This is a genomic window from Rothia mucilaginosa ATCC 25296 (assembly GCF_000175615.1).
Lineage (GTDB): Bacteria > Actinomycetota > Actinomycetes > Actinomycetales > Micrococcaceae > Rothia > Rothia mucilaginosa.
Genome location: NZ_ACVO01000015.1, coordinates 191821 through 217950, shown reverse-complemented (window position 1 = coordinate 217950; position 26130 = coordinate 191821). Strand labels below are relative to the sequence as shown.

The following is a 26130-nucleotide window of genomic DNA, read 5'->3' as shown; positions in this document are numbered from 1 at the left end:
TGCAAAGGAATGTCTGGGTTGTCTCATCCCATCATACGGCACCTCTGCCCCGTTGCCGGGCTCTAGGAGAGTGGCACCACAGTGCTCTCAGCCTCTCTCACCCGGGGCACAGGGTGGTCACAGCGGCTTATACCGCCACCTGCCGAATATGTAGCGCATACCCCGTTTGCTACAGGAGAAAAGAGCGGACACGGCAAAGCCCTGAACCTCCCCAGTCTTCATACCGGGCGGGTTCGGGGCCGTTAAATGCCGCGAGGCGGCACATCCGATGGATGCACCGCCCGCGTAAGAATCGAGAAGAAGTCGATTACTTGAGGGTGATGGTTGCGCCAGCAGCCTCGAGCTGCTCCTTAGCCTTCTCAGCGTCTTCCTTGGAAACGCCCTCGAGCAGAGCCTTGGGAGCGCTGTCAACCAGGTCCTTTGCTTCCTTCAGGCCGAGGGAGGTCAGGGCACGAACTTCCTTGATCACTGCGATCTTCTTGTCGCCAGCGGACTCCAGGACAACGTCGAACTCGGACTTCTCTTCAGCAGCCTCGCCTGCTGCGCCGCCTGCTACAACTGCAACGGGAGCAGCTGCGGTGACGTCGAACTCTTCCTCGAATGCCTTGACGAACTCGGAAACCTCAACGAGGGACAGTTCCTTGAATGCTGCAATGAGTTCTTCGATGGACAGCTTAGCCATTGTTTGGCTCCTTCACTATCTGGTGCGGGCTGACGCCCGCGGTGTAAATCTTCAGTACCTACCCCGAAAGGGTCGGTCAAATTTAGGGTGCGTTACACGCTATTCGCGTTCACGCTGCTGAGTATCTCAGCGCTGGTGCAGTAGCACGAAAGGGGCTTATGCCTCTTCCGAAGCCTCCTCGGCTGCAGCGGGAGCTGCGCCTTCCTGCTCCTCCAGCTTGACGCGCAGTGCGTCCACAACCTGTGCGATGCGTGCGATGGTAGCCTTTGCACCACCTGCAACCTTGGACAGCAGAACCTCGCGGGATTCCAGGTCAGCGTAGCGCTTGACGTCGTCCTCGGTCAGAGCGGCACCTTCGTAGTAACCGTTCTTCACGATCAGCTGGGGGTTAGCCTTGGCAAAGTCACGCAGGCCCTTAGCAGCATCAATCAGGTCGCCCTTGATGAATGCCAGTGCGGAGGGACCCTGGAGGTGGCCTTCGAATGCGTCGATGCCAGCTTCCTTAGCTGCGATAGCAGCCAGCGTGTTCTTCACCACGGCGTATTCGGTCTCTGCACCGAGTGCGCGGCGCAGCTCCTTGAGCTGTGCAACAGTGAGACCGCGGTATTCGGTCAGGATGACTGCGTTCGAAGCTTCGAAGAGTTCCTTCAGCTCGGATACTGCAGCGATCTTTTCCTGAGTCGCCATGGTAGTTCCTTCTTCCGATTCTTGTAAGGTCGCCGGTAGAGCCTCGAAGCATTTATTGCAAGCAATAAAAAATGCCCCGACGCGTAGGCGTACGAGGCACGATAGACGGAACCCTGCATGAGGGCGACGGCTATTCACTTCGAGTTACCTACGCGGGCGGCGATTTCTAGTGAAATCTGCTCTTATCAGAACTCTGTTCTTCGTCTCCATCGAGGTGGCGATAAAGGACATAGTTCTAGACCGGCGGTCTTTGGTTCATTCATCATCTCAGGTTAAAGCCCGAGTCGCAAGTTAAAAACGTGATTAAGCGGGATTAATCACTTAAAGCCCCTCCTTAAGCCGATTACCCCCCCCCCGCTTTCTCCCCAGCCACAAGTCAACAAAGATGCGTTTTAGAGGTAAAAGCGCTTTCCGCCTGAGAACAAGAAGCAGCGCTCCGCCGCCACCCCCAGGTGCACCCGCTCCCCCGCACTCAGGAAAATACTGTTCGGGGAGGTGCCGCTCAAGGTGGCACCCTGCGCATCCGAGATAAAGAACTCAAGCTCCTGACCGGCACGCGTTCGGGTGCTCAGCTCAGAATCCGCCGAAGCCCGCCGAGATTCCAGAGGCAGGGACACCGCCTCCAACAGACGCGCGCGGTACAGCATGCCACCCACCAGATGGCGACTGCCGAGCACCTGCACCGGCAGAGCATGAGCAGCGTCTGCCGCCACGGGGCACAAAGCGGTCGCACGAATCGCCAACTCGCACCCGGCAGGAAGCGACTCCGAATCCTCAAGAGCCAAAAGATTCAGCGCCGGCGCCGCCAAAAGCTTCGCCACCTGCAGAGTATGCGGATGCGCCAGCAACCGCTCCGGAGTATCCACCTGCACCAGGTAACCGGCATCCATGACCGCCACACGCTGCCCCAGCATGAGCGCCTCATTCTGATCGTGAGTCACGTACAGGCCGGTAAAACCGTAGCGCTCGTGCAGACGCACAATATCCGCACGGATACTCGCGCTCATCTCCTCATCCACACTCGCCAGCGGCTCATCAAAAAGAACCACCGGAGCACGACGAATCAAAGCACGCGCAATACCCACACGCTGAGCCTGGCCACCCGACAATTGCGAAGGCTTACGGGACTCCAGCCCCTCAAGCTTCAAAGCCTCCAGCAGCTCACGGTAGTAGTCCATATCGACCGCGCCGGAGAACGCACCCAACCGCGTCGGGAACAGAATATTATCCTTCACACTCAGATGCGGGTACAGAATAGGGCGCTGAAACACCACACCCACCGAGCCGCGTTCCAGAGGCTGACCGGCGTAGGTCACCCGACCGGCGCTCGGCTCCTCCAGACCGGCAATAATACGCAGCAGGGTCGACTTACCCGTGCCCGAAGAACCAACCAGAGAAATCAACTCGCCGGGGTGCACATCCAGGTCAATCTCGTTCAGAACCGTCGTATCGGTGCCAAAGGTCTTAGCGACACCTCGAATACGCAGGCCTTCAAAAGGCTCCGCCGCGGCAGAAGAGTAGGATGCAGAAGTCATTCCCCCATTATCGCCGAAACTTGTGCCCGGCACGGGCGCAGAAGATAAGCACCGTCATAAAACAGCGCGCGAGCCTCGCACCAGAGTCTCATGTGAGCGCCCTAGCTCGGTCGTACCAGCAAACGCCCCTTCAGCCCCAGATGCAACGTACCCACCCACAGGAAAATGAGGAAAGCCGTACCCGCCACCGTTAGCGCAGGACCCACCAACCCCAGCGAGCCAGCAGCCGCCAAGCGAATACCGCTCGCCGCCATGGAAGCCATACCGAACGAGAAACCCCACATGCTCATCGAGAAACCACCCTCAAGAGTCCACGGGAGCAAACGCATCAAGAAGAACAGCTGCAGAATGCCATAACCGGTCAGCACCAGGAAGAACCAGTCCACCGTACCGCCATTAGCCGCCAGGTACGCATTACCACCCACAAAAGGCGGTGCCATCTGAATACCAATAATGCCGCGCTCCCCCTGAGGTAGCGGAGTCAGGGTGCGCAGGCGGCTCAGAATCGCGGCCTCGATACTGAACCACGAAATCAGACCCGCACCGAAGAAGAGCATCGCCATATCGTGCCACCCCACAAAACCCATCGCCGTAGCGGTCGCAAAATTTGTCGCCACAGTCGGCAGATACAGCACCGGCGAGGCAGCCTCAGGCACATACCCACCACGCCACGTACCGGCAATACGATGAGACGCAAAATACAACTGACCTACAGCTCCCAGCACCACCAAAGTCAGAGCCGGAACCTCAGCATACGGGTAGAGAGCCGCACCAACCTGCGCCGTCGTCGCCGGAATCAGCGAAAAGAAGCAGGTACGCGCCGGATGCTCCCAAAAACTACGCACCCACGCACGGTACTTCACCACCGAATGAACCAAAAACCCCACAAGGAGCAGCCACACCACAGCGTTAAAAGCCAAGATGCTCTCCCCCACCCAATCAGGTGCCATTCCCTTCGACGCGCCGGTACGCCAGGCAGCACCCAAAGCACCGGTACCCAGCGCCACCGCAAAATAATTGACCGGCACGCTGAGACCGCGACGGGCGCTCTGCTCGCTCTGAAGGGAAGAAGGCATTAGGTTTTACCTCTCATAGTTGTAGGGCAGGATGGGGGCACGCAGCCCCAATATGTGTTTCGACGGTGCCGGGGCATGGGCAACACCATAGGAACCAGGGACCAGAAAATCATTCTATGTTTTAAGCCTATACAAGCTGGAAGTCCGTGACGTACTTTAACCGATTCCGGTCGCGCAATGTCTTGAATCTTCACGCTGTGTTTTGAATCTTCACACAGACAAAATCATGTACAAAAAAGTCGCCCCCGACGCCTAAACGTCGGGGGCGACTACTAGCTAAATGCTAGAAGCTACAGGTGCATACCTTAGGCAGCAACGGCAGCCGGATCAACGGGGATGCCGGGGCCGAAGGTGGTAGCAACGGTTGCCTTGGAGATGTAACGACCCTTAGCCGAAGAGGGCTTCAGACGGTTAACCTCTTCCAGAGCTGCCTGGAAGTTCTCCTCGAGCTGCTCAGCGGTGAAGGAAGCCTTACCGATGATGAAGTGCAGGTTGGAGTTACGGTCAACGCGGAAGTCAATCTTACCGCCCTTGATGTCTGCAACAGCCTTTGCAACATCCATGGTCACGGTACCGGTCTTGGGGTTCGGCATCAGGTTACGGGGACCCAGGATCTTACCCAGGCGGCCGACCTTGCCCATCATGTCGGGGGTTGCAACCGCTGCGTCGAAGTCAGTCCAGCCGCCAGCAATCTTTGCGATCAGCTCGTCGGAACCAACGTAGTCAGCGCCAGCTGCCTCAGCCTCAGCAGCCTTGGGGCCTGCTGCGATAACGACCACGCGAGCGGTCTTACCGGTGCCGTGGGGCAGGTTCACGGTACCGCGAACCATCTGGTCTGCCTTACGGGGGTCAACGGACAGACGCATTGCAACCTCAACGGTTGCGTCGGTCTTGGTGGAAGAGGTTTCCTTCGCCAGGGCAACTGCCTCAGCGGGGGTGTAGAGCTTACCCTCTTCAATCTTGGCTACAGCTGCCTTGTACGCCTTGCTGCGCTTTGCCATCTGCTTTTCTCCTTATGCAGTTGTGGTCTCGTGAGCCGCGCTCGGCTCTGCCACATCCCGTCCATACGACGGGCATTTACAAGTTCTGTGTAGAAAAATCTACGGTGCCGATTACTCGGCTATTCGGCGGACCGAAATTACTCGACGGTGATACCCATGGAACGAGCGGTACCTGCGATGATCTTGGAAGCAGCATCCAGGTCGTTTGCGTTCAGGTCGGGCATCTTGGTCTCAGCGATCTCGCGCACCTGAGCCTCGGTCAGCGAACCAACCTTGGTGGTGTGAGGAACAGCGGAGCCCTTAGCAACGCCAGCAGCCTTCTTGATCAGCTGGGAAGCCGGAGGGGTCTTGGTGATGAAGGTGAAGGAGCGATCCTCGTAGACGGTAATCTCAACGGGGATGATGTTACCGCGCTGCGATTCGGTTGCAGCGTTGTATGCCTTGCAGAACTCCATGATGTTCACACCGTGCGAGCCCAGTGCGGGGCCGACGGGGGGAGCCGGGTTAGCGGCGCCTGCCTGGATCTGCAGCTTGATGAGGCCAGTGACCTTCTTCTTGGGAGCCAATGTAGGGTCCTTTTCTTAGCTGGGAACCGACGCACAGGAGCGTACGCCGGCAAGACGGTGACCGTGGCGCGGTCACCCGTGCATCCGCATGAAAGCGTGACATGCGCATACACAAACCAACATTCTAGCGTTAATCAGCGACTTAATCCAGCGCCAGCTAGCAGAAAGAGTAAACCTCATCCGCACAGCCGCCGCCGGTTATACAGCCGACACAAAATATGAGCCCCGCACCAAAGTGCGAGGCTCATATTCACAACGCCAAAGCGTTAAATCTTTTCAATCTCGGTGAAGCTCAAGGTCACCGGGGTGTCGCGGCCGAAGACGGAAATCATCACGACAATCTGCTGGGACTCGCCCTTGATCTCCGAAACGGTAGCGTCCATGCCCTCGAAAGCACCGGACTTCACGCGGACATTCTCGCCCACAGTGTAGTCGGACTCGATAACGGGCTTGGAAACAGGCAGACCCTGGCTCTGCTGCTGCTCTTCGAAGACCGGCAGGAGCATGTCGAAGACCTCGTCCATGCGCAGCGGGACCGGGTTGTACGCATCCTGACCCACGAAGCCAGTCACACCGGGGGTGTGGCGGACAACGCCCCACGAGTGGTCGGTCAGTTCCATACGAACCAGAACATAACCGGGAACACGCACGCGGCGGATGGTTTTCTTCACGGTGTTCTTGAACTCAACCACGGTCTCCATGGGAACCTGAACCTCGAAGATCTCATCTTCAGCTTCCAGGTTCTGGATACGGGTCTCGATACCGGTCTTCACCTTGTTCTCGTAGCCGGAGTAGGTGTGAACCACGTACCAGTCGCCCATCTGACGGCGCAGCTTGGACTTGAATTCTTCCAGAGCGTCGACTTCCTCAGCAGCCTCAGCAGCTGCTTCAGCCACCTCGACATCCTCGGTAGCTTCCTCAGCCTGCTGCTCAATAGCTGCAGACTCCTCAGTAGCCTCAGCAGCGGCTACCTCGACCTCTTCAATCTCGGATACCAGTTCCTGCTCGGACACGTCGCTCCTACTTTCTATCGTTAATCATCTAGAGGGGACTTCCACTCGCCAATGCGCTGAGGGAAATCACTGATGGGGCACCCCAGATAAGGATGCAACCAGTACTAGTTACGCTGAATCGTTCCGTTACCGAAAATCCAGAATGCTCCCTGTCCGAAAAGATAATCCAGACCAGAAATAAGAAGGAGCATCACCACGACGAAGAACAGAACTCCGAAGAAGTAACCAACCAGTTCACGTCCGGTGGGAGTAGTAACCTTCTTCAACTCCGCAAAAACTTCACGGAGGAATGCAAAAATACGGCCGAAGAAACCGAGCTTCTTATCGCTCTTCGACGATGCGCCGGGCTGGACAGCCTTCTCGGCGGTAGCAGACGATGCCATTTCTTCTGCCCCTTTCTGAGTCTAAAAAAGTACGCCCGGGGTGCGGGCGTACAAATTATTTATTGAGGCAATAAAAGCAGGGCGGACAGGACTCGAACCTGCAACCTGCGGTTTTGGAGACCGCTGCTCTACCAATTGAGCCACCACCCTTTGAAGTTTTCACTTCAGGTGTGAGAGTTGCTTCTCACTCGTTCACTCCTCTATTGCCTCGCAAGCCGTGGGCTTTAGAGGGGCAAACAATTACACCCTTGCGGGTGCAGAACTAACTGTAAACCATCTTTCGGGGCCGATGCAACTTCAAAATGTAATATTTTTCAAAAAACCTCTTGAGATACCTTGACGAAGGGTTCCGTATCGCTACTAGTGGACCGTATCCTAGTACAAGGAACGCCGCACACACCCGCGCCCATCACGCGCGGATTGGTCCCACACGTGCATTCCCATCACCTATTTCCTTGTCGACTTCACGCCGGCAGCGCACAAGAAGAAAGAGAAGAGAGCCCCATGGCGCGTATTTCAAGCCGCATCGGTGCCATCGCACCCTCCGCAACCCTTGCCGTCGACGCAAAGGCAAAAGCACTCAAGGCTCAGGGACGCCCCGTCATCGGTTTCGGCGCAGGCGAACCGGACTTCCCCACCCCCGCGCACATTGTGGACGCCGCACGCGAAGCGCTCAACGACCCCAAGAACTTCCGTTACTCCCCCGCCTCCGGTCTTCCCGAACTGAAGAAGGCAATCGCCGAAAAGACCCTGCGCGACTCCGGTGTAGAGATTGACCCCTCCCAGGTTGTCATCACCAACGGCGGTAAGCAGGCGGTCTACCAGGCATTCGCAACCGTCATTGACGAAGGCGACGACGTCCTGTTGCCCGCACCCTACTGGACCACCTACCCCGAGTGCATCCGCCTGGCCGGCGGCAACCCCATCGAGGTGTTCGCCGGTAGCGACCAGCACTACAAGGTCACCGTCGAGCAGCTCGAAGCAGCCTACACCCCCGCCACCAAGGCGCTCATCTTCGTCTCCCCCTCCAACCCGACCGGTGCCGTCTACACCGAAGAGGAAACCCGCGCCATCGGCGAATGGGCTCTGTCCAAGGGCATTTTCGTTCTGACCGACGAAATCTACGAGCACCTCACCTATGACGGTGTTCAGGCTGTCTCCATTCTGAAGGCGGTGCCCGAACTCGCTGACCTGTGCGTCATCCTCAACGGTGTGGCAAAGACCTACGCCATGACCGGTTGGCGTGTGGGCTGGATGATTGGCCCGCGCGACGTCATCGCCGCAGCTTCCAACCTGCAATCCCACATGACCTCCAACGTCAACAACATCGCCCAGCGCGCAGCTCTTGCCGCTCTGACCGGTCCGCAGGACGACGTGGAAATCATGCACGCCGCCTTCGACCGCCGCCGCCGCACCATCGTCGACGGCCTGAACGCTATTGAAGGCGTGCACTGCCCCGTACCCACCGGTGCGTTCTACGCATACCCGGACGTACGCGAACTGCTCGGCAAGGAAATTGAAGGCGTACGCCCGCAGACCACCGCAGAGCTGGCCGAGCTCATCCTCGAAAAGGCTGAGGTTGCCGTAGTTCCCGGCGAGGCATTCGGCCCCAGCGGCTACCTGCGCCTCTCCTACGCTCTGAGTGACGAGGACCTGGCAGAGGGCCTGGCACGCCTGCAGAAGTTCCTCGGTCAGGCACGCGACTAGTTCCGTCCCCCTCTGAGCGCGCCCGCTAAACCTGCAACTCACCCCGTGGGAAGCGGTTCAGACGTGGGATAAACCGGTACGAAACGATCAATCACAGGACTATTGACCGTTTTTTGCCCTAAAAACGGAGAATCCCACAAATATTTAAAAATATTTTTAAAACGAATGAGGCTTCCCGCATCTTTACAGATGTGAGGAAGCCTCATTCGCCTCTTCGGTGCCATAGGTGGGAAAGGGCGGCTATTTGTGTTTCAAACCCAAACATACAGGTACTAAAAACCTGAACTTTTCAGCACCAAAACAGGCGTTCCCACGGCTTTCCACCACTACCCACACAACCCAAACATCGCTAAAATAGAGACCAAGAGAACGACCTCCCGACCGGCGAACATTCGCGTGCCGAATTCGTGGAGGTCATAGTTATATACACGCGCGCACAACACCTAAAACGCGCAGACATTAGGAGCCAACCATGAAGATCGGTCTGCTTACTTCCGGCGGCGACTGCCCCGGCCTGAACGCTGTCATCCGCGGCGCTGTCCTCAACGGCGTCAAGAAGTACGGCTACGAGTTCGTCGGCTTCCGTGATGGCTGGCGCGGCGTCGTTGAAGGCGACTACATGGACCTGCCCCGTCAGAAGGTCCGCGGCCTGGCAGCCCAGGGCGGCACCATCATCGGTACCTCCCGCACCAACCCCTTCGACGGCCCCAACGGTGGCCCCGAAAACATCGAAATTATGATGGAACGCCACGGCATCGACGCAATCGTTGCTATCGGCGGTGAAGGCACCCTCGCAGGCGCAAAGCGTCTGGCAGACGCAGGCCTGCCCGTCATCGGTGTCCCCAAGACCATTGACAACGACCTGCGCGCAACCGACTACACCTTCGGTTTCGACACCGCTGTATCCATCGCAACCGAGGCAATGGACCGCATCCGCACCACCGGTGAATCGCACCACCGCTGCATGGTTGCAGAGGTCATGGGCCGCCACGTCGGCTGGATTGCACTGCACTCCGGTATGGCAGCAGGCGCACACGCAATCCTGATCCCCGAGGTCAAGGTCTCCATGGAGCAGGTTGCTGAATGGGTCAAGGAAGTACACGACCGCGGCCGCTCTCCCCTGGTTGTTGTTGCTGAAGGCTTCATCCCCGAAGGCTTCGACGACGTCATGGCAAACAAGGGTACCGAAAAGGACGGTCGTCCCCGTCTCGGCGGCATCGGTGAGTACATCACCCACGAGATCGAGAAGATGACCGGCGTCGAGACCCGTAACACCATCCTGGGCCACATCCAGCGCGGTGGCGCACCCACCGGCTACGACCGCGTGCTCGCAACCCGCCTGGGCATGGGCGCAGTCGACATGGTCGCTCAGAAGCAGTGGGGCAAGATGGTCTCCGTGCAGGGCACCGAAATCAAGTACGTACCCCTCGAAGAGGCACTGGACGGTCTGAAGTCCGTACCTCAGGAACGTTGGGAAGAAGCAGCCGTCCTCTTCGGCCGCTAAACCCCGCAGGCTCAGCAAGCTCGCTGAGCACTCATACTAAAACCGCGGAGGCGGGCACCCGTAACGGGTGCCCGCCTCCGCGGTTTTAGTTGGGGTGGGTTCTAGTTCAGGCGGTTTTGGGTCGGGGAGCGCCTAGCGCTTCAGGAAGTCCTGACCCGCCAAAGAACGACGCGCCACCTCACCGGACTCCGGCGAAACCACCGTCGTCTGAGCCACCGCATACTCGGTCGCCGGCGCCGGCGAACCATCGGGCAGGAAGTCACCGCCATCAACCGCACGCAAAGGCGCCTGCGGGTCAACACCGCGCTTAATCACAGCCAGAGCAATCGGGCCCGCCTCATAATGTAGCGCCACCGAGGTAATACGACCGACCGGGCGGGACTTGCCCTCCACGAACAGCTCACTACCTGCCGCCGGCAGGGTGTGCTCCGAACCGTCAATATCCAAGAACACCAGGCGGCGCGGCGGGCGACCCAGGTTATGCACGCGAGCCACCGTCTCTTGCCCCTTGTAGCAGCCCTTATCAAAATGCACCGCCGTACGGGTGTAATCCAGCTCCTGGGGGATCGTCTTATCGTCCGCCTCGGTACCGTAGCGCGGGCGCCATGCCTCAATACGCAGAGCCTCCGCAGCCCACAGCCCCGCAAAACGCGCGTCCGAAGACTCAGCTAGGGCGGGCAGAACAGAGCGCGGCACAATGCTCAAGAAACGCACGTAGTCCGCACCCGGGTGAGCATCGCCCGCCTCATCGTAGCGGTAGCTACCCGGTGCCGGAGTGTGCCAAGGGTCCTCCCACACCAGCGGCTTACCCTCAGCGAGCGCAGGATGTACCGAACCGTCCTGCAGGATCGGGTTGCGGGCGCTCTCCAGTACCGCATACTCGTCACTGAGGTTCTGCACCTCAACGCGCATCATGAACTTCATGCGGTTTAGGTAATCGGTCAGCGGCTGAGCCTGGTAGCCCTCAACGATCAGCCAGAGCGCCTCGCCGTCTTCAATTGCGGAGGGTGCGTACTCCACGCGGCCCTGAGGGGAAAGCAGCAGGAACTCGCGGCTCTCCCCGACGGTCATGCCGGTCAGAATCTGCGAGGCGATGGACGTCAGCCAGGTCTGGCGGTCCGGCCCCTCAACGCGCACCACGCCCAGGGAGGAGCGGTCCACCAGCACCAGCGGCTCGTCCGCACTGGCGGAGCGGTCGAAGCTGAGGGCGCGTTGCTCCAGCATGGGGTTGCCGTAGTGTGCGGCGACGCCGGCATCCAGCCCGGAGGCGGCAAAAGCGCCGTGCAGGCTCAGCAGGGGGCTCACCGGGCGGGCGGCATCGGGCTGGGGTGCCTCAGCCTGAGGCGCTTCAAGCGAAGATTCAGTCACGGAAGGTGCACCTTTCACGCAAAGAGTCTGCCCCGCCGACCGGCGGGGCAGACACAAGTTAGTTATTAGGCGGTGGGCTCGGAGCCGGGCTCACCGGTGGATTCTTCGCCATCCAAGGAACCGAACATCGAAGTGCCCAGAGAATCACCGGTCATCGAGGAGGTCTTGCGCAGTTCAGCGGAGGCGTGCTTGTGCAGCTTACCCTCGGCGTCTGCGACCTCCCAGTCCCACATGAGGTTGCCGTTGACCAGGCCCCACAGGCGCACGGAGCCGGCGTAGTCGTGGGAAATATCATCGCGTAGCAGGTTGCCGGTCTGCATGCGAATGACCGGGCCCTTGACCATGCCCACGTAGTTTTCGCTAATACCGCCGGGGTGCGCAATGGTCGCCAGCAGAGAGAATCCGTCGTCGGCATTGCGGAGAGTCTCTACGCTTGCCGCGTCAGCGAAGGCGGGAACAACGTCCTTGGGGACAATACCGAAGCCGCCGTCAGCGTCGGTCAGGGGGCGGTCGATCTGCCAGAAACCGGTTTCAACGGTGATGGGGCGCAGCTTCTGACCCTCGTCATCGAGCAGGAAAGACTCAGCGCGGTATTCGATGAAGGGCAGACCATCCTGCTCAAAAGTAATAATCTGGCCGAAGGGGGTGTTTTCCTGGCCTTCGTACCACATGGTTCCGGTGCCTTCCCAGGTGCCAAGCAGCCATGCGAAGGGAACAAGTTCAGGGGTTAGGTTGGTAGGGATTTCAATAGCCATACTTTCCATTTTAGTACCCGTGCGTACAACGGTAGCCTGTTCGTTCGCTCACGGCACGGGGCAGCACTGCCGTCTGCAGAGTAAACGGTACGGCGGGCAGCATAAAGAAAAACCCCCAACCGGAGGGGACCGGGTGGGGGTTCACGCCGTCATTGGCGAGGCGGTACGAACCGTACGACCGCCTAAAGCCCTGTGTGGGCGATGCTTCTGCTCTGTGCGGGAAGACTACTTCTGTCCGCTGAAGAGGCCACGCAACACTGCGAATGCACCGATACCGATGCACACGGAGATAATAGCCATCAGCGACATGAAGAGAGCTTCAAGAGCCATAAGATTGTTTTCCATGCCTTAAACCTACCACAGACCCACCCCAAAAGGGCGCAGAATCAACGGCGGAAACATAGTGGACACCCAAGCCGCTTCTCGGGTGCAAGACCCGCCTAGCGCCGGGCAAGACCCCGGTTCCGCGCCAGCATGCCAGAACCCCCGCAGTCATCGGTTGAAAAGGCTATATGAACAGTCCGGAATACGATATTTGCGCCCCGCCTGCGCTGGCTCCCACAGCTGCATCACAGCCGGGCGAGTACACTAGAAAGAGCCAAAAGTTTTACACGGGAAATATGCAGGAAAGGAGAGAGTGTGTACCGTATTGCGCTCATGAGCGATACCGCCGCGCAGGATATGATCCCCTCGCTGAGCCTCCTCAGCCACAAGGTACACGTCTTCCCCCTCGATACCGCCCACACCACCCTCGAATCTGAGACCTTCGACCTGCTCATGGTCGACGCCCGCACCGCACTCGTTAAAGCACGCCAATGCGCCCAGCTATTGCGCGCCGCCGGCGTACAGTTGCCGCTCATCGCACTCCTGAATGAAGGCGGTATGGCGGCGGTTGCTGCCTCCTGGCAGGTTGACGATATTGTTTCTGACCAGGCGTCCCCCTCCGAAATGGATGCGCGCCTGCGCCTCGCCATCAAGAGCGATGCAGCCGCAGAAGAAGAGAACTCCGAAGAGCGCATCGTGCGCGCGGGTAACCTCGTCATTGACACCCAGGCGTACTCGGCGCACCTCTCCGGCACCGCGCTGAACCTGACCTTCAAAGAGTTTGAACTGCTCAAGTTCATGGCTCAGCACCCCGGACGAGTCTTCTCCCGCGCCCAGCTGCTCTCCGAGGTGTGGGGTTACGACTCCTACTACGGCGGCACCCGCACCGTGGACGTGCACGTGCGTCGTCTGCGTTCCAAGCTCGGTACCGAATACGAGCAGATGATTTCGACCGTGCGTAACGTGGGCTATTCCTTCAACAGCACCCGCTAAATTTTTAGGGCTCCAACCCCTATTTTGGTGTACCCCGTTATGAAGTAGCCTCGCCGCTGAGCTGAGTACCAGAATGTGTAAATGTTCCGGTTCTTGTCATATTCGCCCAGGACGAAGAACAAACTCTTCAAAGAGCAACTATCCCCGGTAGAGTTGAATCAGAAGGCTACGAAAGAAGGCGATGATGGTACACAGTCAGACACCCAATCCCTCCACCCTGCCCGCTGAAAGCTCCCTTGTCTACGCGGAACCGCATCTCACCGAAGAGCTGCTGGAACGATTCGACTCCTTTGCGCAGAAGGTTGCCCGCCATGACGGCGTCTCGGCGTTCTCTGAGCAGACCCGCGTTGAGTTGAGCAAGGCATTGCGCGAAAGCACCCTCACCCCTCCGCGTTTCTTTGTCGCCGAGGATAACGGGACCCTCGCCGCCGTCTTCGTGGCGCTCACCCCGGCAGACGACGAAGATACCGGCGTAATTGAGGCAGCCGTCGCCTCCGAATACCGCGGACGAGGCGCCGGCAGCGCATTCTTCGACCACGCCGTTCGCCAGCTGGGTGAAGACGCCGTACGATACCGACTTTGGGTTCACGGTAGCGCCACCGACACCGGCATTGAAAGCCCCGCCCACGCGTTCGCGACCCTGCACGGCTTTGAGCCGGTGCGCGTGCTGTACAAGATGGTTCTGCCCTTGGACGCTCAGACCCGCGAAGAGCTCGTGGAACGCTCCGACGCGCGCACTCTGCCGGAGAACCTGCGGATGCGCACCTTCACCGGCGCGGATGAGTTCCCCTGGCTACGCGTGAATGCCGCAGCGTTTGCGCACCACCCGGAGCAGGGCAAGCTCACCCTTGCCGATTTGCGCGAGCGCACCGGCTCCCCCTGGTTCCGTCCCGAGGGTTTCTTCATCGCCTCCGAGGTGGATGATGACTCCGCCATTGCGGCATTCACCTGGACGAAGATTCCGACCGGTCAGGAGCAGGGCGAGCTGTCCCCCTCCGGTGAGATTTACGTGGTGGGCGTGAACCCGCAGGCGCAGGGAGGCGGCCTGGGCCGAACCCTCACCCTGCGCGCGCTGGCGTACCTGGCATGCGCTGAGGACGAGAACGGCGAGCCGCTGCGCGCCATCGACCTGTACGTGGACGCCGATAACACCACCGCATATTCTCTCTACACTTCGTTAGGTTTCGGCGTGGCGACGGTTGACCGCATGTACGCCCCCGCCCAGCAGGACGCACCTGCCGCCTAGTTTTTGGTGCGCCACAGTTGGCGTGTTTCTTCACGACTTATCCCCGATTAGAAAGGCAAGTACAGTATGGTACCCGCCCCCAATGGCCTGAATAAGGCGCCTAAGCCTAAGCCGTCTGAGCCGGCACCCATGACCGGTGTCATTCATATCGGCCACGATATTTCGAAGATTGAGCGTGCCGAGTCTCGCGGCGACCGCATTGAGAAGGGCGAGAAGCGCTCCTACTTCAGTCTGGAAGAGGAGTTCGGCCCGGAGCGTTTCTTCGACCGTGAGAGCAGCTGGCTGGACTTTAACACCCGCGTGCTGGAGCTGGCGGAGGACCCGAACCTGTTCCTGTTGGAACGTCTGAACTTCCTGTCGATTGTGGCGTCTAACCTGGATGAGTTCTTCATGGTGCGTGTGGCGGGTCTGAAGCGCCGCATTGCGACCGGTCTGGCGGTGCCTTCGGCTGCCGGTCTGAGCCCCGAAGAGCAGATGGAAGAGATTGCTGAGCGCGCTCACCAGTTGCAGACTCGCCACGCTGATGTGTTCCACAACCAGGTTCTTCCGGCTCTGGAGGAGCAGAACATCCGCATTGTGGGTTGGAACGACCTGGATACGGACGCTAAGCAGCGCCTGCGCCAGGAGTTCATGCAGGATATCTTCCCGATTCTGACCCCTCTGGCTGTTGACCCGGCGCACCCCTTCCCGTACATTTCGGGTCTGTCGCTGAACCTTGCGGTGCTGGTGCGTAACCCGCAGACCGGCAAGGAACTGTTCGCTCGTGTGAAGGTGCCCGATCAGCTGGACCGTATGGTCTCTGTGGATGGTTCCCGCGCCGCCAATACTGCGGGCCGCGAGAGCCGCTACATTGCTCTGGAAGACATCATTGCTGAGCACCTGGACACTCTCTTCCCTGGCATGGAGGTTGTGGAGCACCACGTCTTCCGCGTGACCCGTAATGAGGATCTTGAGGTGGAAGAGGACGATGCAGAGAACCTGCTGAAGGCTCTAGAGAAGGAGCTTCTGCGCCGTCGTTTCGGTCCGCCGGTCCGTCTGGAGGTTGAGGACACCATCAACCCGACCATCCTGGATCTGCTGATTTCTGAGTTGAACATCAACGAGTCTGAGGTGTACCGTCTGCCGGCCCCGCTGGATTTGCGCGGTATGAGTGCGATTATTCGTGCGAACCGTCCGGCGCTGCACTACCCCAAGCACATTGCGCACACTTCCCGTTGGCTCAACGCCACCGAGACCGCGAAGGCTGCGGATGTGTTCGCTGCCGCCCGCGACCACGACGTGCTGCTACACCACCCGTACGATTCGTTTGCGACCAGTGTGCAGGCGTTCTTGGCGCAGGCTGCCGCTGACCCGCGTGTTCAGGCGATTAAGCAGACCCTGTACCGCACCAGTGGCGACTCCCCCATCGTGGATGCGCTGATTGAGGCGGCTGAGGCGGGCAAGCAGGTTGTGGCGCTGGTCGAGATTAAGGCTCGCTTTGATGAGGAAGCCAACATCTCGTGGGCTCGTAAGCTGGAGCGCGCTGGCGTGCACGTGGTGTACGGCATCGTGGGTTTGAAGACTCACTGCAAGCTGTCGTTGGTGGTGCGCCGCGAGGGTAACCATCTGCGCCGTTACGCGCACATTGGTACCGGTAACTACCACCCGTCGACGGCTCGTTTCTACGAGGATTTGGGTATCATCACCTGCGATGAGCAGATTTGTGAGGACGTCTCCCGCCTGTTCAACCAGCTGTCCGGTTACGCGCCGAAGACCAACTACCAGTCGCTGCTGGTGGCGCCGCGTACTCTGCGTAGCGGTCTGATTGAGTGCATCGACCAGGAGATTGAGAACCATAAGGCGGGTCGTCCGGCGAAGATTCAGTTCAAGTGCAACTCCATGGTGGATGAGGCCGTCATCGATTCGCTGTACCGCGCTTCGCAGGCTGGTGTGCCGGTGGATGTGGTGGTTCGCGGTATCTGCGCGCTGCGCCCGGGCGTTAAGGGTCTGAGCGAGAATATTCGCGTCCGTTCGGTGCTGGGCCGCTTCTTGGAGCACTCGCGCGTGTTTGCGTTTGAGAATGGTGGCGATCCGATTGTCTACATTGGCTCTGCCGATATGATGCACCGCAACCTGGACCGCCGCATTGAGGCTCTGGTACCGGTGAAGGATCCGCGCCACGTGAAGTACCTGCGTGACATGTTCACCATCTACATGAGTGATTCTTCGCGTACCTGGCACCTGGATTCTGAGGGCAACTGGACCCGCCACGACACCGACGATCAGGGCAACCCGCTGCAGGACGTGCAGTCGTACTACCTGAGCTCGCGTTCCCGTAAGAACGTGGTGGATAAGGTCTAAGGACTTGCCTCTGATCTGCCAGTGATTTCTGGTCGTGAACCCCGTCTGTTCTCGCGCTTTATGGCGTGGGGCAGGCGGGGTTTTCCGCGTGTCGTGCAAAAACGTGCAGTGGACTAGTGCACTTAGAGCAAAAGTGAACAACAGGTTACGTTGAGATTACAACTTGACCGCTCTCTCACCTACAATTAGACGCGGAGCATGGTGCCCTCTGGCATTGTGCACAGCCTAGCGAAGAGGATCAGAGAGAGATATGGCACCGCTGGATTCCCCCTCCATCTACTACTCGGCACGACGTTTTGACGCGGTCAACAGCATTGACCGTGCCCCCTCAAACACTGCGGATATTGTTGCTTCTGGCGCACTGATTTGGCGCATGCGCGATGGTGCGCTTGAGGTCCTGATCATTCACCGCCCCCGCTATGACGACTGGTCCTGGCCTAAGGGCAAGCAGGACCCGGGCGAGTCCCTGGCTGAGACTGCTATTCGTGAGATTCGCGAAGAGGTCGGCCTGCAGGTTGTTCTGGGTGTGCCCCTGGCTGTGACTTCCTACCCGGTGGGCGGACGTCCCAAGGATGTTTTTTACTGGTCTGCTGAGCTTCCGGAAGGCTCCCGCGCCCTGGCGGATGAGGGTGAAGTGGATGAGCTGCGCTGGGTATCCACCGAGGTTGCTCGCGCCCTGCTGACCAACGAGGACGACCTGGCACCCCTGGAGTCCCTGGAGGCTCTGGCTGAGGCGGATGCGTTGCGTACCCGCCCGATTTTGATTGCCCGCCACGCGAAGGCTAAGCCGCGTTCGAACTGGGCTGCCGCTGAGGATGACCGCCCGCTCGCGGCGACCGGCAAGCGTCAGGCGCTGGCTTCTAGCCGTCTCTTTGCGGCGTGGGCTCCGAGCCGTATTATTTCTTCCCCGTGGCTGCGTTGCGTTCAGACCGTGACCCCGTACTCGGTGGATTATGGTGTGTCGGTGAAGGAGAAGAAGTCCCTGTCTGAGGCTGGCGCTCAGCGTCACCCGGCGCGTGTTGCCCGCACCGTGGCGTCGCTGTTCGATAAGGATTCTTCCTCGTTGCTGTGCACTCACCGCCCGGTGCTGCCCCAGGTGATGGATGTTCTGCGTGAGTACCTGTTTGAGGGTTCCGCGGAGGTTCTTCCGACTGAGGACCCGTACCTGGAGCCTGGCGATGCCCTGGTTCTGCAGGTGACCGAGGGCGATGACCCGCGTATTGTCTCGGTGGAGCGAGTACGCGCGGCTCTGGACTAGCATCCATATACTTTGATCTTCTAACGGCGAGCGCGCTGGGCTTTATGCTCAGCGCGTTTGCTCTACCTGCGCCCATTCGTGGGTTTTACAATAGAGGGGCGGTTGATTTGTGACCGTCTCTCACGTCTACTGACAGGATTCAAGGTTTTTCTTATGACTCACGCAATCCCCACTCCCTATGAAGATCTTCTGCGCGAAATCCTCGAGGAGAACAAGGACGCCATCGCGGCGGATGCGCAGCGTTCCGACCGTACCGGCACCGGCACCTTCGGTGTGTTTGGCCGTCAGATGCGTTTTGACCTGCGTGAGTCGTTCCCGCTGATTACCACCAAGCGCGTGCACTTCAAGTCTGTTGCCATTGAGCTGCTGTGGTTCTTGCGCGGTTCCTCGAATGTGCGTTGGTTGCAGGAGCGCGGCGTGACCATTTGGGATGAGTGGGCTGATGAGAACGGCGATTTGGGCCCGGTGTACGGCGTGCAGTGGCGTTCGTGGCCGACCCCCGATGGTGGCACGATTGACCAGATTGCGAAGGTTATTGATTCGTTGAAGAATAACCCGGGCTCGCGCCGTCATATTGTGTCGGCGTGGAACCCTGCCGAGGTGGACAATATGGCGCTTCCGCCCTGCCACGCACTCTTCCAGTTCTACGTGCACGAACGCGCGGACGGTGTGAAGGAGCTGTCCTGCCAGCTGTACCAGCGTAGCGCGGACATGTTCCTGGGCGTGCCCTTCAACATCGCCTCGTACGCGCTGCTGACCTACCTGATTGCGCAGGAGGTAGGCATGGAGCCGGGCGAGTTCGTGTGGACCGGCGGCGACTGCCACATCTACTCGAACCACCTGGAGCAGGTGAAGAAGCAGCTGGGTTACGGCACCGACCCGGAGGGTAACCCCTACCCGCCGCGTGAGCCGTACCCGTACCCGAAGCTGGTCATTAAGACGAAGAAGCCTTCTATTTTCGATTACGAGTATGAAGACTTTGAGCTGGTGGATTACAAGCACCACCCCGGTATTGCCGCCCCGATTGCGGTCTAATTGCAGGTAACGAGGAGGCATGATGTTTCGTCTGGGCGCTATTTGGGCTCAAACTGATGCCGGCATCATTGGTCGTGATGGGGATATGCCCTGGTACGCTCCGGAGGATTTGGCGCATTTCAAGAAGGTGACGCTGGGTGCTCCGGTGATTATGGGTCGCCGCACCTGGGAGTCGTTCCCACCGCGTTTTCGCCCCCTGCCGGGCCGTACGAACATTGTGATTAGTCGTTCGGTTACCGAGGCGGAAGAACGCGACGGTGCGCTGTGGGTTCCTTCGCTGGATGCGGCGCTGTACGCGGCTCGTGACGCTGCGGGTGCGCCGGTCGAAGCTACCCCCGCAGATACCGCCGCGGTTGATGCTTGGATTATTGGTGGCGGATCCGTCTACGCGGAGGCCCTCTCCCGCACCGACCTGCCCGCCTTCGGCCGGGTGGAGACGGTGGAGCGGACCCTCTTCTACTGCCAGGAAGGTAACGAGATTACCGGCGATACGCGAGCGCCCGAACTGCAGCTTGCAGATTCTGCGGGCAGTTGCGAGGGCAGCTCACCGAACGGGTGCTGGCGGGTCACCTCCGAGAGTGCCTGGGAGAATAGCGAGAAGGGTTACCTGCTCGATGAGTCGGGCACGAAGAACCCCATGTACTTCTCGTTCCAGCGGCTCGAACGTATCTAGTTCAAGCTTCCCTCGTTCACTCGCTGATATAGACATGCATTTCAAGCCTGCGGCTGCTCCACCCAGAGTACCGCGGGCTTGAGTGTTTAATGCGGCTCCCAGTGCCCCGGTAATAAACCCCGCCTCTTCACACGGTATTCCGTTCCGAATATCAAATTTTTTGTACGGTGTTAGTCCGCACCCGCCAGCCTGAGAGTACACTGGGAACCATGAACTTTAATCCCGGTGACTCTGTAGGTTTTGTTGGCTGGCGCGGCATGGTGGGCTCCGTCCTCATGAAGCGCATGGTTGAGGAAGGCGACTTCGAGGGCATTACCCCCGTCTTCTTCACTACCTCTAATGTTGGTGGCGCTGCGCCCACCTTCGACGGCGTAATTGAGCCGTCCGAGCTGAAGGACGCATACGACATTGATGAGCTGCGTAAGCACTCGATTATTGTGACCGCTCAGGGCGGTGGCTACACCGAGGCTGTGCACCCGAAGCTGCGTGCAGCCGGCTGGGACGGCCTGTGGATTGATGCCGCTTCCACCCTTCGCATGAACGATGACTCCATCATCGTGCTGGACCCCATTAACCGCGACGTCATCGACCGCGGCCTGGCATCCGGCGTGAAGGACTTCGTCGGCGGTAACTGCACCGTCTCCTGCTTGCTGATGGGCTTGGGCGGCCTCTTCAAGAACGACCTGGTCGAGTGGGCTACCTCCATGACCTACCAGGCTGCATCCGGCGGCGGTGCCCGCCACATGCGCGAGGTGCTCGCACAGTTCCGCGACCTGGGCAATGAGGTCTCCGAGGAGCTGAACGACCCCGCATCCGCAATTCTGGACATCGACCGCAAGGTTCTCGCGAAGCAGCGCTCCGGTGAGCTGGATTCTTCCCAGTTCGGTGTGCCGCTCGCCGGCTCCCTGATTCCCTGGATCGACTCGGACCTGGGCAACGGTCAGTCCCGCGAAGAGTGGAAGGCTGAGGTTGAGACCAACAAGATCCTGGGCCGTTCCGAAGATGACAAGATCACCATGGACGGTCTGTGCGTCCGTATCGCTGCGATGCGCTCGCACTCTCAGGCGCTGACCATCAAGCTTAAGAAGGACCTGCCGCTCGAGGAGATTGAGCGCATCATCGCTGAGGACAACCCCTGGGTTCGCTTCGTGCCGAACCAGCGTGAGGAGTCCATGGAGCAGCTGACCCCCGTGGCTGCTTCCGGTTCTCTGGAGATTCCGGTTGGTCGCGTGCGTAAGCTCGCGATGGGCCCCGAGTACATTAGCGCGTTCACCGTGGGTGACCAGCTGCTCTGGGGTGCTGCTGAGCCGATTCGCCGCATGTTGCAGATTGCTGTTGGCAAGCTCTAAAGCTCACTGACAAGCTATAAGAAAACCCTCGCTACCATTCTTATCGGATGGGAGCGAGGGCTTTTTGTGCCTGCGTATAGCGCGTGTGGGCTTAGCGCGAGCTGGTTTAGCGCTGGTTTGCGGCGGCGGCTTTGCGTTCTGCCTTGCGTGCGGCTTTGCGTTCCTTACGCTGCTGTCGCCAGGCGCGGTAGCGGTACCAGGCGGTGAGCACCACGTGCTTCATGAAGATATTGGCGCGGCGTGCCCAGGTGAATTCGGTACCCCAAATGCCCAGGCCTATGAAAATGAACAGCCAGCCGGGGCCGGGGGTGACGAGCATAATCAGTCCGGCGATAAAGCAGAAGGCGCCCACGCCGATGACGAGGGGCTTGTAGAGATGACGCATGACCGGATGCGCGTGCATGCGCTCCTTGCGGGCTTCGAGCCAGCGGTGAAAGCGGCTGGTCTCGCTTTCCTTGACTTCATCTTCAATGGTTTTCAGGGGTGGTCCTTCCAAACGTGCCGTAGGTGAGTTTCACCGGGCGGCGGTGGTTAGAGAATAGCACCTACCGCTGGGCGGCGGCTGTGAAAGATTTCTTCATGTTGAGATTTTTCCGTCATCTTCAAAATTTTTTCGTTTCAATAGTGTTCAAGTCGAAAGTACCTTTATACACTGTAAGGGAACAATTCGCCCGGCACTACGCCTAAACACTAAGGAAGCGACCCACTACCGTGTCCTCCCCTCGTCCCGTATCAACGGACTCATCCCGCACCAATGCTGTTGCACCCGCTGGTACCTCTGCACCCGCTGCTGAACGCAACGCCGCACCGACCCTCAACGAACGCCTCGAAAACCTGCCCTTCACCCGCGCCCACGGCAAGCTCCTGGGTATCTCGGGTCTCGGCTGGGCACTAGACGCCATGGACGTTGGCCTCATCTCCTTCGTCATGGCGGCCCTCATCAAGGAATGGCATCTGAGCCCCACCGAAGCCTCCTGGCTCGGTTCCATCGGATTCGTCGGCATGGCGCTCGGCGCAACCTTCGGCGGCCTACTCGCCGATAAGCTCGGCCGCCGTTACATCTTCGCACTCACCCTGCTGATTTACGGTCTGGCGACCGGCGCCTCCGCCCTGGCGACCTCCTTGGGCGTGCTGCTCGTCTTCCGTTTCCTGGTCGGTCTGGGTCTGGGCGCGGAACTTCCCGTGGCATCCACCCTGATTTCTGAGTTCTCGCCGCGCGCTATCCGCGGCCGCGTCGTGGTCGCTCTGGAGGCTTTCTGGGCTCTGGGCTGGATCCTCGCCGCTCTCATCGGCACCTTCATCGTTCCGCAGGCGAACGGCTGGCGCTGGGCGCTTGCCATCGGTCTGATTCCCGCCATCTACTCGCTCGTAATCCGTATGGGAACCCCCGAGTCGGTGCGCTTCCTGGAGTCGGTCGGCAAGCACGATCAGGCACGCCAGGTGGTCGAACGTTTCGAGGCCTCCCCCGCGCTCTTCTCCCGAACCAAGAAGCAGGCCGAAGACGCTTCCGTACACGGTGCCGCAGAAAGTGCCGACAACGCAGAATCCGCGAAAATCCGCTCCATCTGGGCTGCCGGTCAGCGCCGCAAGACCATCGCCCTGTGCGTCATCTGGTTCTGCATCAACCTCTCCTACTACGGCGCGTTCATCTGGATTCCGGCACTGCTGAACGCCCAGGGCTTCAGCCTCGTGAAGTCCTTCGCATTCACCCTCATCATGACCCTCGCCCAGCTGCCCGGCTACGCGGTCGCCGCCTATCTCATCGAAAAGTGGGGCCGACGCGCAACCCTGGCGACCTTCCTGCTCGGCTCCGCACTGGCGGCTGCTGGCTACGGCATGGCGCACGCCGAGGTGTTCATTATCCTCGCCGGTTGCATGCTCTCCTTCTTCAACCTCGGCGCGTGGGGTGCCCTCTACGCCCTGAGCCCGGAAATCTTCCCGACCCACCTGCGCGGAACCGGCACCGGTGCCGCCGCCGGCATTGGTCGTATCGCCTCCATCGCGGCGCCGCTCATTGTGCCGCCGCTGGTCGCATTCGGTGGAACCCCGCTGCTCTTTACGCTCTTCTCCACCGCGTTCCTGGTAGCGGCAACCACCGTGTTCCTGCTGCCTGAACGCCGCGGCGAATCCCTCTAACGAGCCGCCTAGCCTACATGATGGGCTGTCCCTCCTGAACGCTTTTTCCGAGTAGCCAGAAGGGACAGCTCATTTGTCATTTAAGCCCCCCTATCCATGCGCCACAACCTCAAACTATGAGAGGATACGTTCTATGCTCGATTCCTTCCTCTCCAGCCCCTACCGCACAGAGTTCAGCCCCTGGCCCGTGAGCGAACACTACGCCACCGAACGTGCCGGCGGCGTGCCCGAAGCCATGCTGCTGCCGGGCGAACTCACCGTGCACCGTAGCGATGGGGCAAAAATGAGCTACTACCTGGACTGGCCCGAGGAATTCAACGAATACACCCGCGCAATCACCCTGCGCCCGCGCACCAAAAACGGCTACCCGCAGGACTTTACGCTCAGCGTCGCCGTACGCGACGGCCAGGCTGTCTTCACCGCAACCGCCCTCAGCTTCTGGGAGCAGCGCGACGGCCGCCCCTACGACCGCGAGCCCATCGCCCGCGGCTACGTGGACGTCGCAGCCTACGAATCCTGCGAGGAATACGCAGGCAATTCCGCCGCCCCCGCCCTCATCGGCTGGGATATCGCAGACCTCTACCCTGCACGCATGGCGCTCATCCGCGCCCTCTGCGAAGGAATCGCCAGCAGCATCACAATGGGCACCCAAATCCTCGCGGACGGGCAGGTACAGGTCGACCACAAGGACGGGGATCTGCTCGCCCTACACGTAAACGCGATTAGCACCGTAGGAGGCGTGGTCCGCGCCCTCATCATCGAACAGGACCGCGTACCCAGCGGCGTATCCACCGGCACCACTACCGGCGCCTCCGAGCGTGCCGACCTGCAGACGCGCGCCTACTACGCCAACGTGCTTTCCCCCGTACCCGGCGAGTTCGGCAACCTTGTCTGGTCACACAGCGAGGACGCGGAATACTACCCCTACCGACCCACGCGCCATAAGCCGATTTTCCACGCCCCCAGCCCGCCGCAGAAGCTTCCCCTGGCGGTTCAGGTACTGATGGAGCACCTGCCCGCCGCTCCCCTTGCGGCAACGCGCACAGCGCCCAAGCGCAGGCCCTACCTGCCGGGGCAGGTGCGCATCTCCTCACCTCGCCACTAGCTTAGCGGGTCAATACAACGCTTCGGGCGGCCTCTGATACAGAGACCGCCCGAAGCGTTTATTCTGAAGCGTTTATTCTATGCGTCCTAGCGCTACGAGAGGCGAGAAGTTGAGCGTTTAGATTTCGCCGTTAACCACGACAGGCTCAGGAACCAGGGTCACACCAAAACGTTCACGCACGCCGTCGCGCACAGCGCGGGCAATAGCGAAGATGTCCTCAGCGGATGCGCCGCCGCGGTTCGTAATCGCCAGGGTGTGCTTGGTCGACAGGCTCGCACGGCCCTGAGCAATCTCGCGAGACTCACCCTCCAGGCCAAAGCCCTTCTCGAAACCGGCGTGCTGAATCAGCCAAGCAGCCGAGAGCTTCACGCGATCCGGATCCTCAACACCCGCGGTGAACGGGGAAGTCTTCACGACCACCGGGAAGTTCGGGGCGCCCTCGGGCAGGGAATCCAGGGCCGAGCGCGGAACGATCGGATTGGTGAAGAAGGAACCGGTGGAGAAGGTGTCACGGTCCTCGGGGTTGAGCACCATGCCCTTGGAGCCGCGCAGCTGAAGCACCTTTTCGCGTACCAGGGCGGATTCGGCGCGCTGACCGGGCTCAACGCCCAGGCTCTTCGCCAGCTCGGCGTAACGAATCGGGGAGGACAGGCTGCCCAGGGTGAACTGGAAATCAACGGTCAGCACCACGTAGCGGGGCGAGCCGTTGACGGTTGCGCGCTTGAGCACCGAGTCGCGGTAGCCGAAGCGCAGGTCTGCGCTTGCGAAGGTCTTCCGAGTGTTCTTTTCGCGGTCCCAGGTGCGTACGGAGGCGATGAACTCGCCCACCTCAACGCCGTATGCGCCGACGTTCTGCACGGGGGTTGCACCCACGGTGCCGGGAATGCCGGAGAGAGCCGCGGGGCCAACCCATTCGTTCTCGATGCTGAGCTTCACGAAGTCGTCCCAGATGGTGCCCGCCTGCACGCGCACGTTCGCGCCGCCGCATGCGGGGATGGGCAGAACCTCTACGCCTTCGGAGGCGATGTGCACGACGGTTCCGTTGAAGCCTTCGTCGGAAACCAGCAGGTTGGAGCCGCCGCCCACGATGAGGACGGGTTCGCCTGCGGCGTCTGCAGCGGAGACTGCTTCGATAATTTCTGCTTCGGAGGTGGCGCGGACGTAGGTCTTAGCGGGGCCGCCTACCTGGGCGGTGGTCAGTTCGCTCAACAGCTTTTCAGTCATAGGTTAAGAATACCGGTCGTTGTGCGGGGTCAACACCCGCCACACGTTAAAGTCACGAAAACCTTATGGTGATTTTGCCTTCATTTTCCGGCGCGCCTCCCGCAGAAAGAAGCGCCACCACCTGCGTCGGTGAGCGCGCAGCCGAGCATGCAAAAACCCCGGCACCACCG

Annotated in this window: 23 protein-coding genes and 1 tRNA gene; 11 read left to right on the top strand and 13 right to left on the bottom strand. The window is 59.9% G+C overall.

Features of this window, described 5'->3' with window-relative positions; translation table 11 throughout:
• Positions 1–307 precede the first annotated feature (307 nt).
• The 9 genes from rplL to ROTMU0001_RS04390 form a co-directional block, all read right to left on the bottom strand.
• Complete coding sequence (gene rplL / locus ROTMU0001_RS04430) at positions 308–682, bottom strand: 50S ribosomal protein L7/L12 (RefSeq protein WP_005508362.1); 375 nt, start codon at positions 680–682, stop codon at positions 308–310.
• A gap of 156 nt (positions 683–838) precedes the next feature.
• On the bottom strand, positions 839–1369 hold the full coding sequence (rplJ, locus tag ROTMU0001_RS04425) for a 50S ribosomal protein L10 (protein WP_005504882.1): 531 nt from the start codon (positions 1367–1369) through the stop codon (positions 839–841).
• A gap of 392 nt (positions 1370–1761) precedes the next feature.
• Entirely contained in the window at positions 1762–2904 is a 1143-nt protein-coding gene (locus tag ROTMU0001_RS04420; RefSeq protein WP_005508359.1) for an ABC transporter ATP-binding protein, read from the bottom strand.
• A 101-nt stretch (positions 2905–3005) separates the two neighbouring features.
• A complete protein-coding gene (locus ROTMU0001_RS04415; protein WP_005508358.1) occupies positions 3006–3980 on the bottom strand; it encodes a TDT family transporter in 975 nt (324 codons plus the stop codon).
• Positions 3981–4285: 305 nt separating this feature from the next.
• Entirely contained in the window at positions 4286–4981 is a 696-nt protein-coding gene (rplA, locus tag ROTMU0001_RS04410; protein WP_005504876.1) for a 50S ribosomal protein L1, read from the bottom strand.
• Positions 4982–5118: 137 nt separating this feature from the next.
• Positions 5119–5547, bottom strand: coding sequence for a 50S ribosomal protein L11 (gene rplK / locus ROTMU0001_RS04405; RefSeq protein WP_005504870.1), 429 nt, complete (start codon positions 5545–5547; stop codon positions 5119–5121).
• A 266-nt stretch (positions 5548–5813) separates the two neighbouring features.
• Entirely contained in the window at positions 5814–6560 is a 747-nt protein-coding gene (gene nusG, locus ROTMU0001_RS04400) for a transcription termination/antitermination protein NusG (RefSeq protein WP_005508356.1), read from the bottom strand.
• A gap of 104 nt (positions 6561–6664) precedes the next feature.
• Positions 6665–6943 carry a preprotein translocase subunit SecE gene (gene secE / locus ROTMU0001_RS04395; protein WP_005504868.1) on the bottom strand — a complete coding sequence of 93 codons (279 nt, stop codon included), beginning with the start codon at positions 6941–6943 and terminating at the stop codon, positions 6665–6667.
• Between the two features lie 77 nt (positions 6944–7020).
• Positions 7021–7093, bottom strand: a tRNA-Trp gene (locus tag ROTMU0001_RS04390).
• Between the two features lie 354 nt (positions 7094–7447).
• Here ROTMU0001_RS04390 and ROTMU0001_RS04385 point away from each other — a divergent pair.
• Together ROTMU0001_RS04385 and ROTMU0001_RS04380 are read left to right on the top strand one after the other, a co-directional pair.
• Complete coding sequence (locus ROTMU0001_RS04385) at positions 7448–8650, top strand: pyridoxal phosphate-dependent aminotransferase (protein WP_005508355.1); 1203 nt, start codon at positions 7448–7450, stop codon at positions 8648–8650.
• A 472-nt stretch (positions 8651–9122) separates the two neighbouring features.
• Complete coding sequence (locus ROTMU0001_RS04380; RefSeq protein WP_005504866.1) at positions 9123–10154, top strand: 6-phosphofructokinase; 1032 nt, start codon at positions 9123–9125, stop codon at positions 10152–10154.
• Positions 10155–10286: 132 nt separating this feature from the next.
• On the opposite strand, the gene ygfZ is transcribed toward ROTMU0001_RS04380, so the two are convergent.
• A complete protein-coding gene (gene ygfZ / locus ROTMU0001_RS04375) occupies positions 10287–11522 on the bottom strand; it encodes a CAF17-like 4Fe-4S cluster assembly/insertion protein YgfZ (protein WP_005508353.1) in 1236 nt (411 codons plus the stop codon).
• 65 nt (positions 11523–11587) lie between these two features.
• The gene (locus ROTMU0001_RS04370) at positions 11588–12277 is read right to left on the bottom strand and encodes a nitrobindin family protein (RefSeq protein WP_005508349.1); all 690 of its coding nucleotides are present in this window, start codon (positions 12275–12277) and stop codon (positions 11588–11590) included.
• A 639-nt stretch (positions 12278–12916) separates the two neighbouring features.
• Here ROTMU0001_RS04370 and ROTMU0001_RS04365 point away from each other — a divergent pair.
• The 7 genes from ROTMU0001_RS04365 (at position 12917) to asd (ending at position 21495) form a co-directional block, all read left to right on the top strand.
• Positions 12917–13594 (top strand): winged helix-turn-helix transcriptional regulator, encoded by a 678-nt coding sequence (locus ROTMU0001_RS04365; RefSeq protein ID WP_005508348.1) that lies wholly within the window; start codon positions 12917–12919, stop codon positions 13592–13594.
• Positions 13595–13775: 181 nt separating this feature from the next.
• The gene (gene mshD, locus ROTMU0001_RS04360) at positions 13776–14840 is read left to right on the top strand and encodes a mycothiol synthase (protein ID WP_005508347.1); all 1065 of its coding nucleotides are present in this window, start codon (positions 13776–13778) and stop codon (positions 14838–14840) included.
• Between the two features lie 66 nt (positions 14841–14906).
• Positions 14907–17180 carry an RNA degradosome polyphosphate kinase gene (locus ROTMU0001_RS04355; protein ID WP_005508346.1) on the top strand — a complete coding sequence of 758 codons (2274 nt, stop codon included), beginning with the start codon at positions 14907–14909 and terminating at the stop codon, positions 17178–17180.
• A gap of 250 nt (positions 17181–17430) precedes the next feature.
• Positions 17431–18438 (top strand): NUDIX hydrolase, encoded by a 1008-nt coding sequence (locus ROTMU0001_RS04350; protein WP_005508345.1) that lies wholly within the window; start codon positions 17431–17433, stop codon positions 18436–18438.
• 153 nt (positions 18439–18591) lie between these two features.
• On the top strand, positions 18592–19473 hold the full coding sequence (locus ROTMU0001_RS04345; protein ID WP_005508344.1) for a thymidylate synthase: 882 nt from the start codon (positions 18592–18594) through the stop codon (positions 19471–19473).
• Between the two features lie 22 nt (positions 19474–19495).
• On the top strand, positions 19496–20146 hold the full coding sequence (locus ROTMU0001_RS04340) for a dihydrofolate reductase (RefSeq protein WP_005508342.1): 651 nt from the start codon (positions 19496–19498) through the stop codon (positions 20144–20146).
• A 209-nt stretch (positions 20147–20355) separates the two neighbouring features.
• The gene (gene asd, locus ROTMU0001_RS04335; RefSeq protein ID WP_005508340.1) at positions 20356–21495 is read left to right on the top strand and encodes an aspartate-semialdehyde dehydrogenase; all 1140 of its coding nucleotides are present in this window, start codon (positions 20356–20358) and stop codon (positions 21493–21495) included.
• Positions 21496–21601: 106 nt separating this feature from the next.
• On the opposite strand, the gene ROTMU0001_RS04330 is transcribed toward asd, so the two are convergent.
• On the bottom strand, positions 21602–21991 hold the full coding sequence (locus ROTMU0001_RS04330; protein WP_005508339.1) for a PGPGW domain-containing protein: 390 nt from the start codon (positions 21989–21991) through the stop codon (positions 21602–21604).
• 215 nt (positions 21992–22206) lie between these two features.
• On the opposite strand from ROTMU0001_RS04330, the gene ROTMU0001_RS04325 reads away from it, so the two are divergent.
• Together ROTMU0001_RS04325 and ROTMU0001_RS04320 are read left to right on the top strand one after the other, a co-directional pair.
• On the top strand, positions 22207–23631 hold the full coding sequence (locus ROTMU0001_RS04325) for an MFS transporter (protein ID WP_005508337.1): 1425 nt from the start codon (positions 22207–22209) through the stop codon (positions 23629–23631).
• Between the two features lie 133 nt (positions 23632–23764).
• Complete coding sequence (locus tag ROTMU0001_RS04320; RefSeq protein ID WP_005508336.1) at positions 23765–24736, top strand: hypothetical protein; 972 nt, start codon at positions 23765–23767, stop codon at positions 24734–24736.
• 117 nt (positions 24737–24853) lie between these two features.
• Here the strand turns inward: ROTMU0001_RS04320 and ROTMU0001_RS04315 are convergent, their stop codons facing one another.
• Positions 24854–25960: a UDP-N-acetylmuramate dehydrogenase gene (locus ROTMU0001_RS04315; protein ID WP_005508335.1), complete on the bottom strand. Its 1107-nt coding sequence runs from the start codon at positions 25958–25960 to the stop codon at positions 24854–24856.
• Between the last annotated feature and the right edge of the window lie 170 nt (positions 25961–26130).

Coding starts and splice junctions, on each gene's coding strand:
- ROTMU0001_RS04415 (WP_005508358.1), bottom strand. CDS start 3,980: ATGCCTTCTTCCCTTCAGAGCGAGCAGAGCGCCCGTCGCGGTCTCAGC.
- ROTMU0001_RS04380 (WP_005504866.1), top strand. CDS start 9,123: ATGAAGATCGGTCTGCTTACTTCCGGCGGCGACTGCCCCGGCCTGAAC.
- ROTMU0001_RS04315 (WP_005508335.1), bottom strand. CDS start 25,960: ATGACTGAAAAGCTGTTGAGCGAACTGACCACCGCCCAGGTAGGCGGC.
- ROTMU0001_RS04420 (WP_005508359.1), bottom strand. CDS start 2,904: ATGACTTCTGCATCCTACTCTTCTGCCGCGGCGGAGCCTTTTGAAGGC.
- ROTMU0001_RS04370 (WP_005508349.1), bottom strand. CDS start 12,277: ATGGCTATTGAAATCCCTACCAACCTAACCCCTGAACTTGTTCCCTTC.
- ROTMU0001_RS04350 (WP_005508345.1), top strand. CDS start 17,431: ATGGCACCGCTGGATTCCCCCTCCATCTACTACTCGGCACGACGTTTT.
- rplJ (WP_005504882.1), bottom strand. CDS start 1,369: ATGGCGACTCAGGAAAAGATCGCTGCAGTATCCGAGCTGAAGGAACTC.
- ROTMU0001_RS04345 (WP_005508344.1), top strand. CDS start 18,592: ATGACTCACGCAATCCCCACTCCCTATGAAGATCTTCTGCGCGAAATC.
- rplA (WP_005504876.1), bottom strand. CDS start 4,981: ATGGCAAAGCGCAGCAAGGCGTACAAGGCAGCTGTAGCCAAGATTGAA.
- ROTMU0001_RS04340 (WP_005508342.1), top strand. CDS start 19,496: ATGTTTCGTCTGGGCGCTATTTGGGCTCAAACTGATGCCGGCATCATT.
- ROTMU0001_RS04355 (WP_005508346.1), top strand. CDS start 14,907: ATGGTACCCGCCCCCAATGGCCTGAATAAGGCGCCTAAGCCTAAGCCG.
- asd (WP_005508340.1), top strand. CDS start 20,356: ATGAACTTTAATCCCGGTGACTCTGTAGGTTTTGTTGGCTGGCGCGGC.
- ROTMU0001_RS04320 (WP_005508336.1), top strand. CDS start 23,765: ATGCTCGATTCCTTCCTCTCCAGCCCCTACCGCACAGAGTTCAGCCCC.
- ROTMU0001_RS04385 (WP_005508355.1), top strand. CDS start 7,448: ATGGCGCGTATTTCAAGCCGCATCGGTGCCATCGCACCCTCCGCAACC.
- secE (WP_005504868.1), bottom strand. CDS start 6,943: ATGGCATCGTCTGCTACCGCCGAGAAGGCTGTCCAGCCCGGCGCATCG.
- rplL (WP_005508362.1), bottom strand. CDS start 682: ATGGCTAAGCTGTCCATCGAAGAACTCATTGCAGCATTCAAGGAACTG.
- mshD (WP_005508347.1), top strand. CDS start 13,776: ATGATGGTACACAGTCAGACACCCAATCCCTCCACCCTGCCCGCTGAA.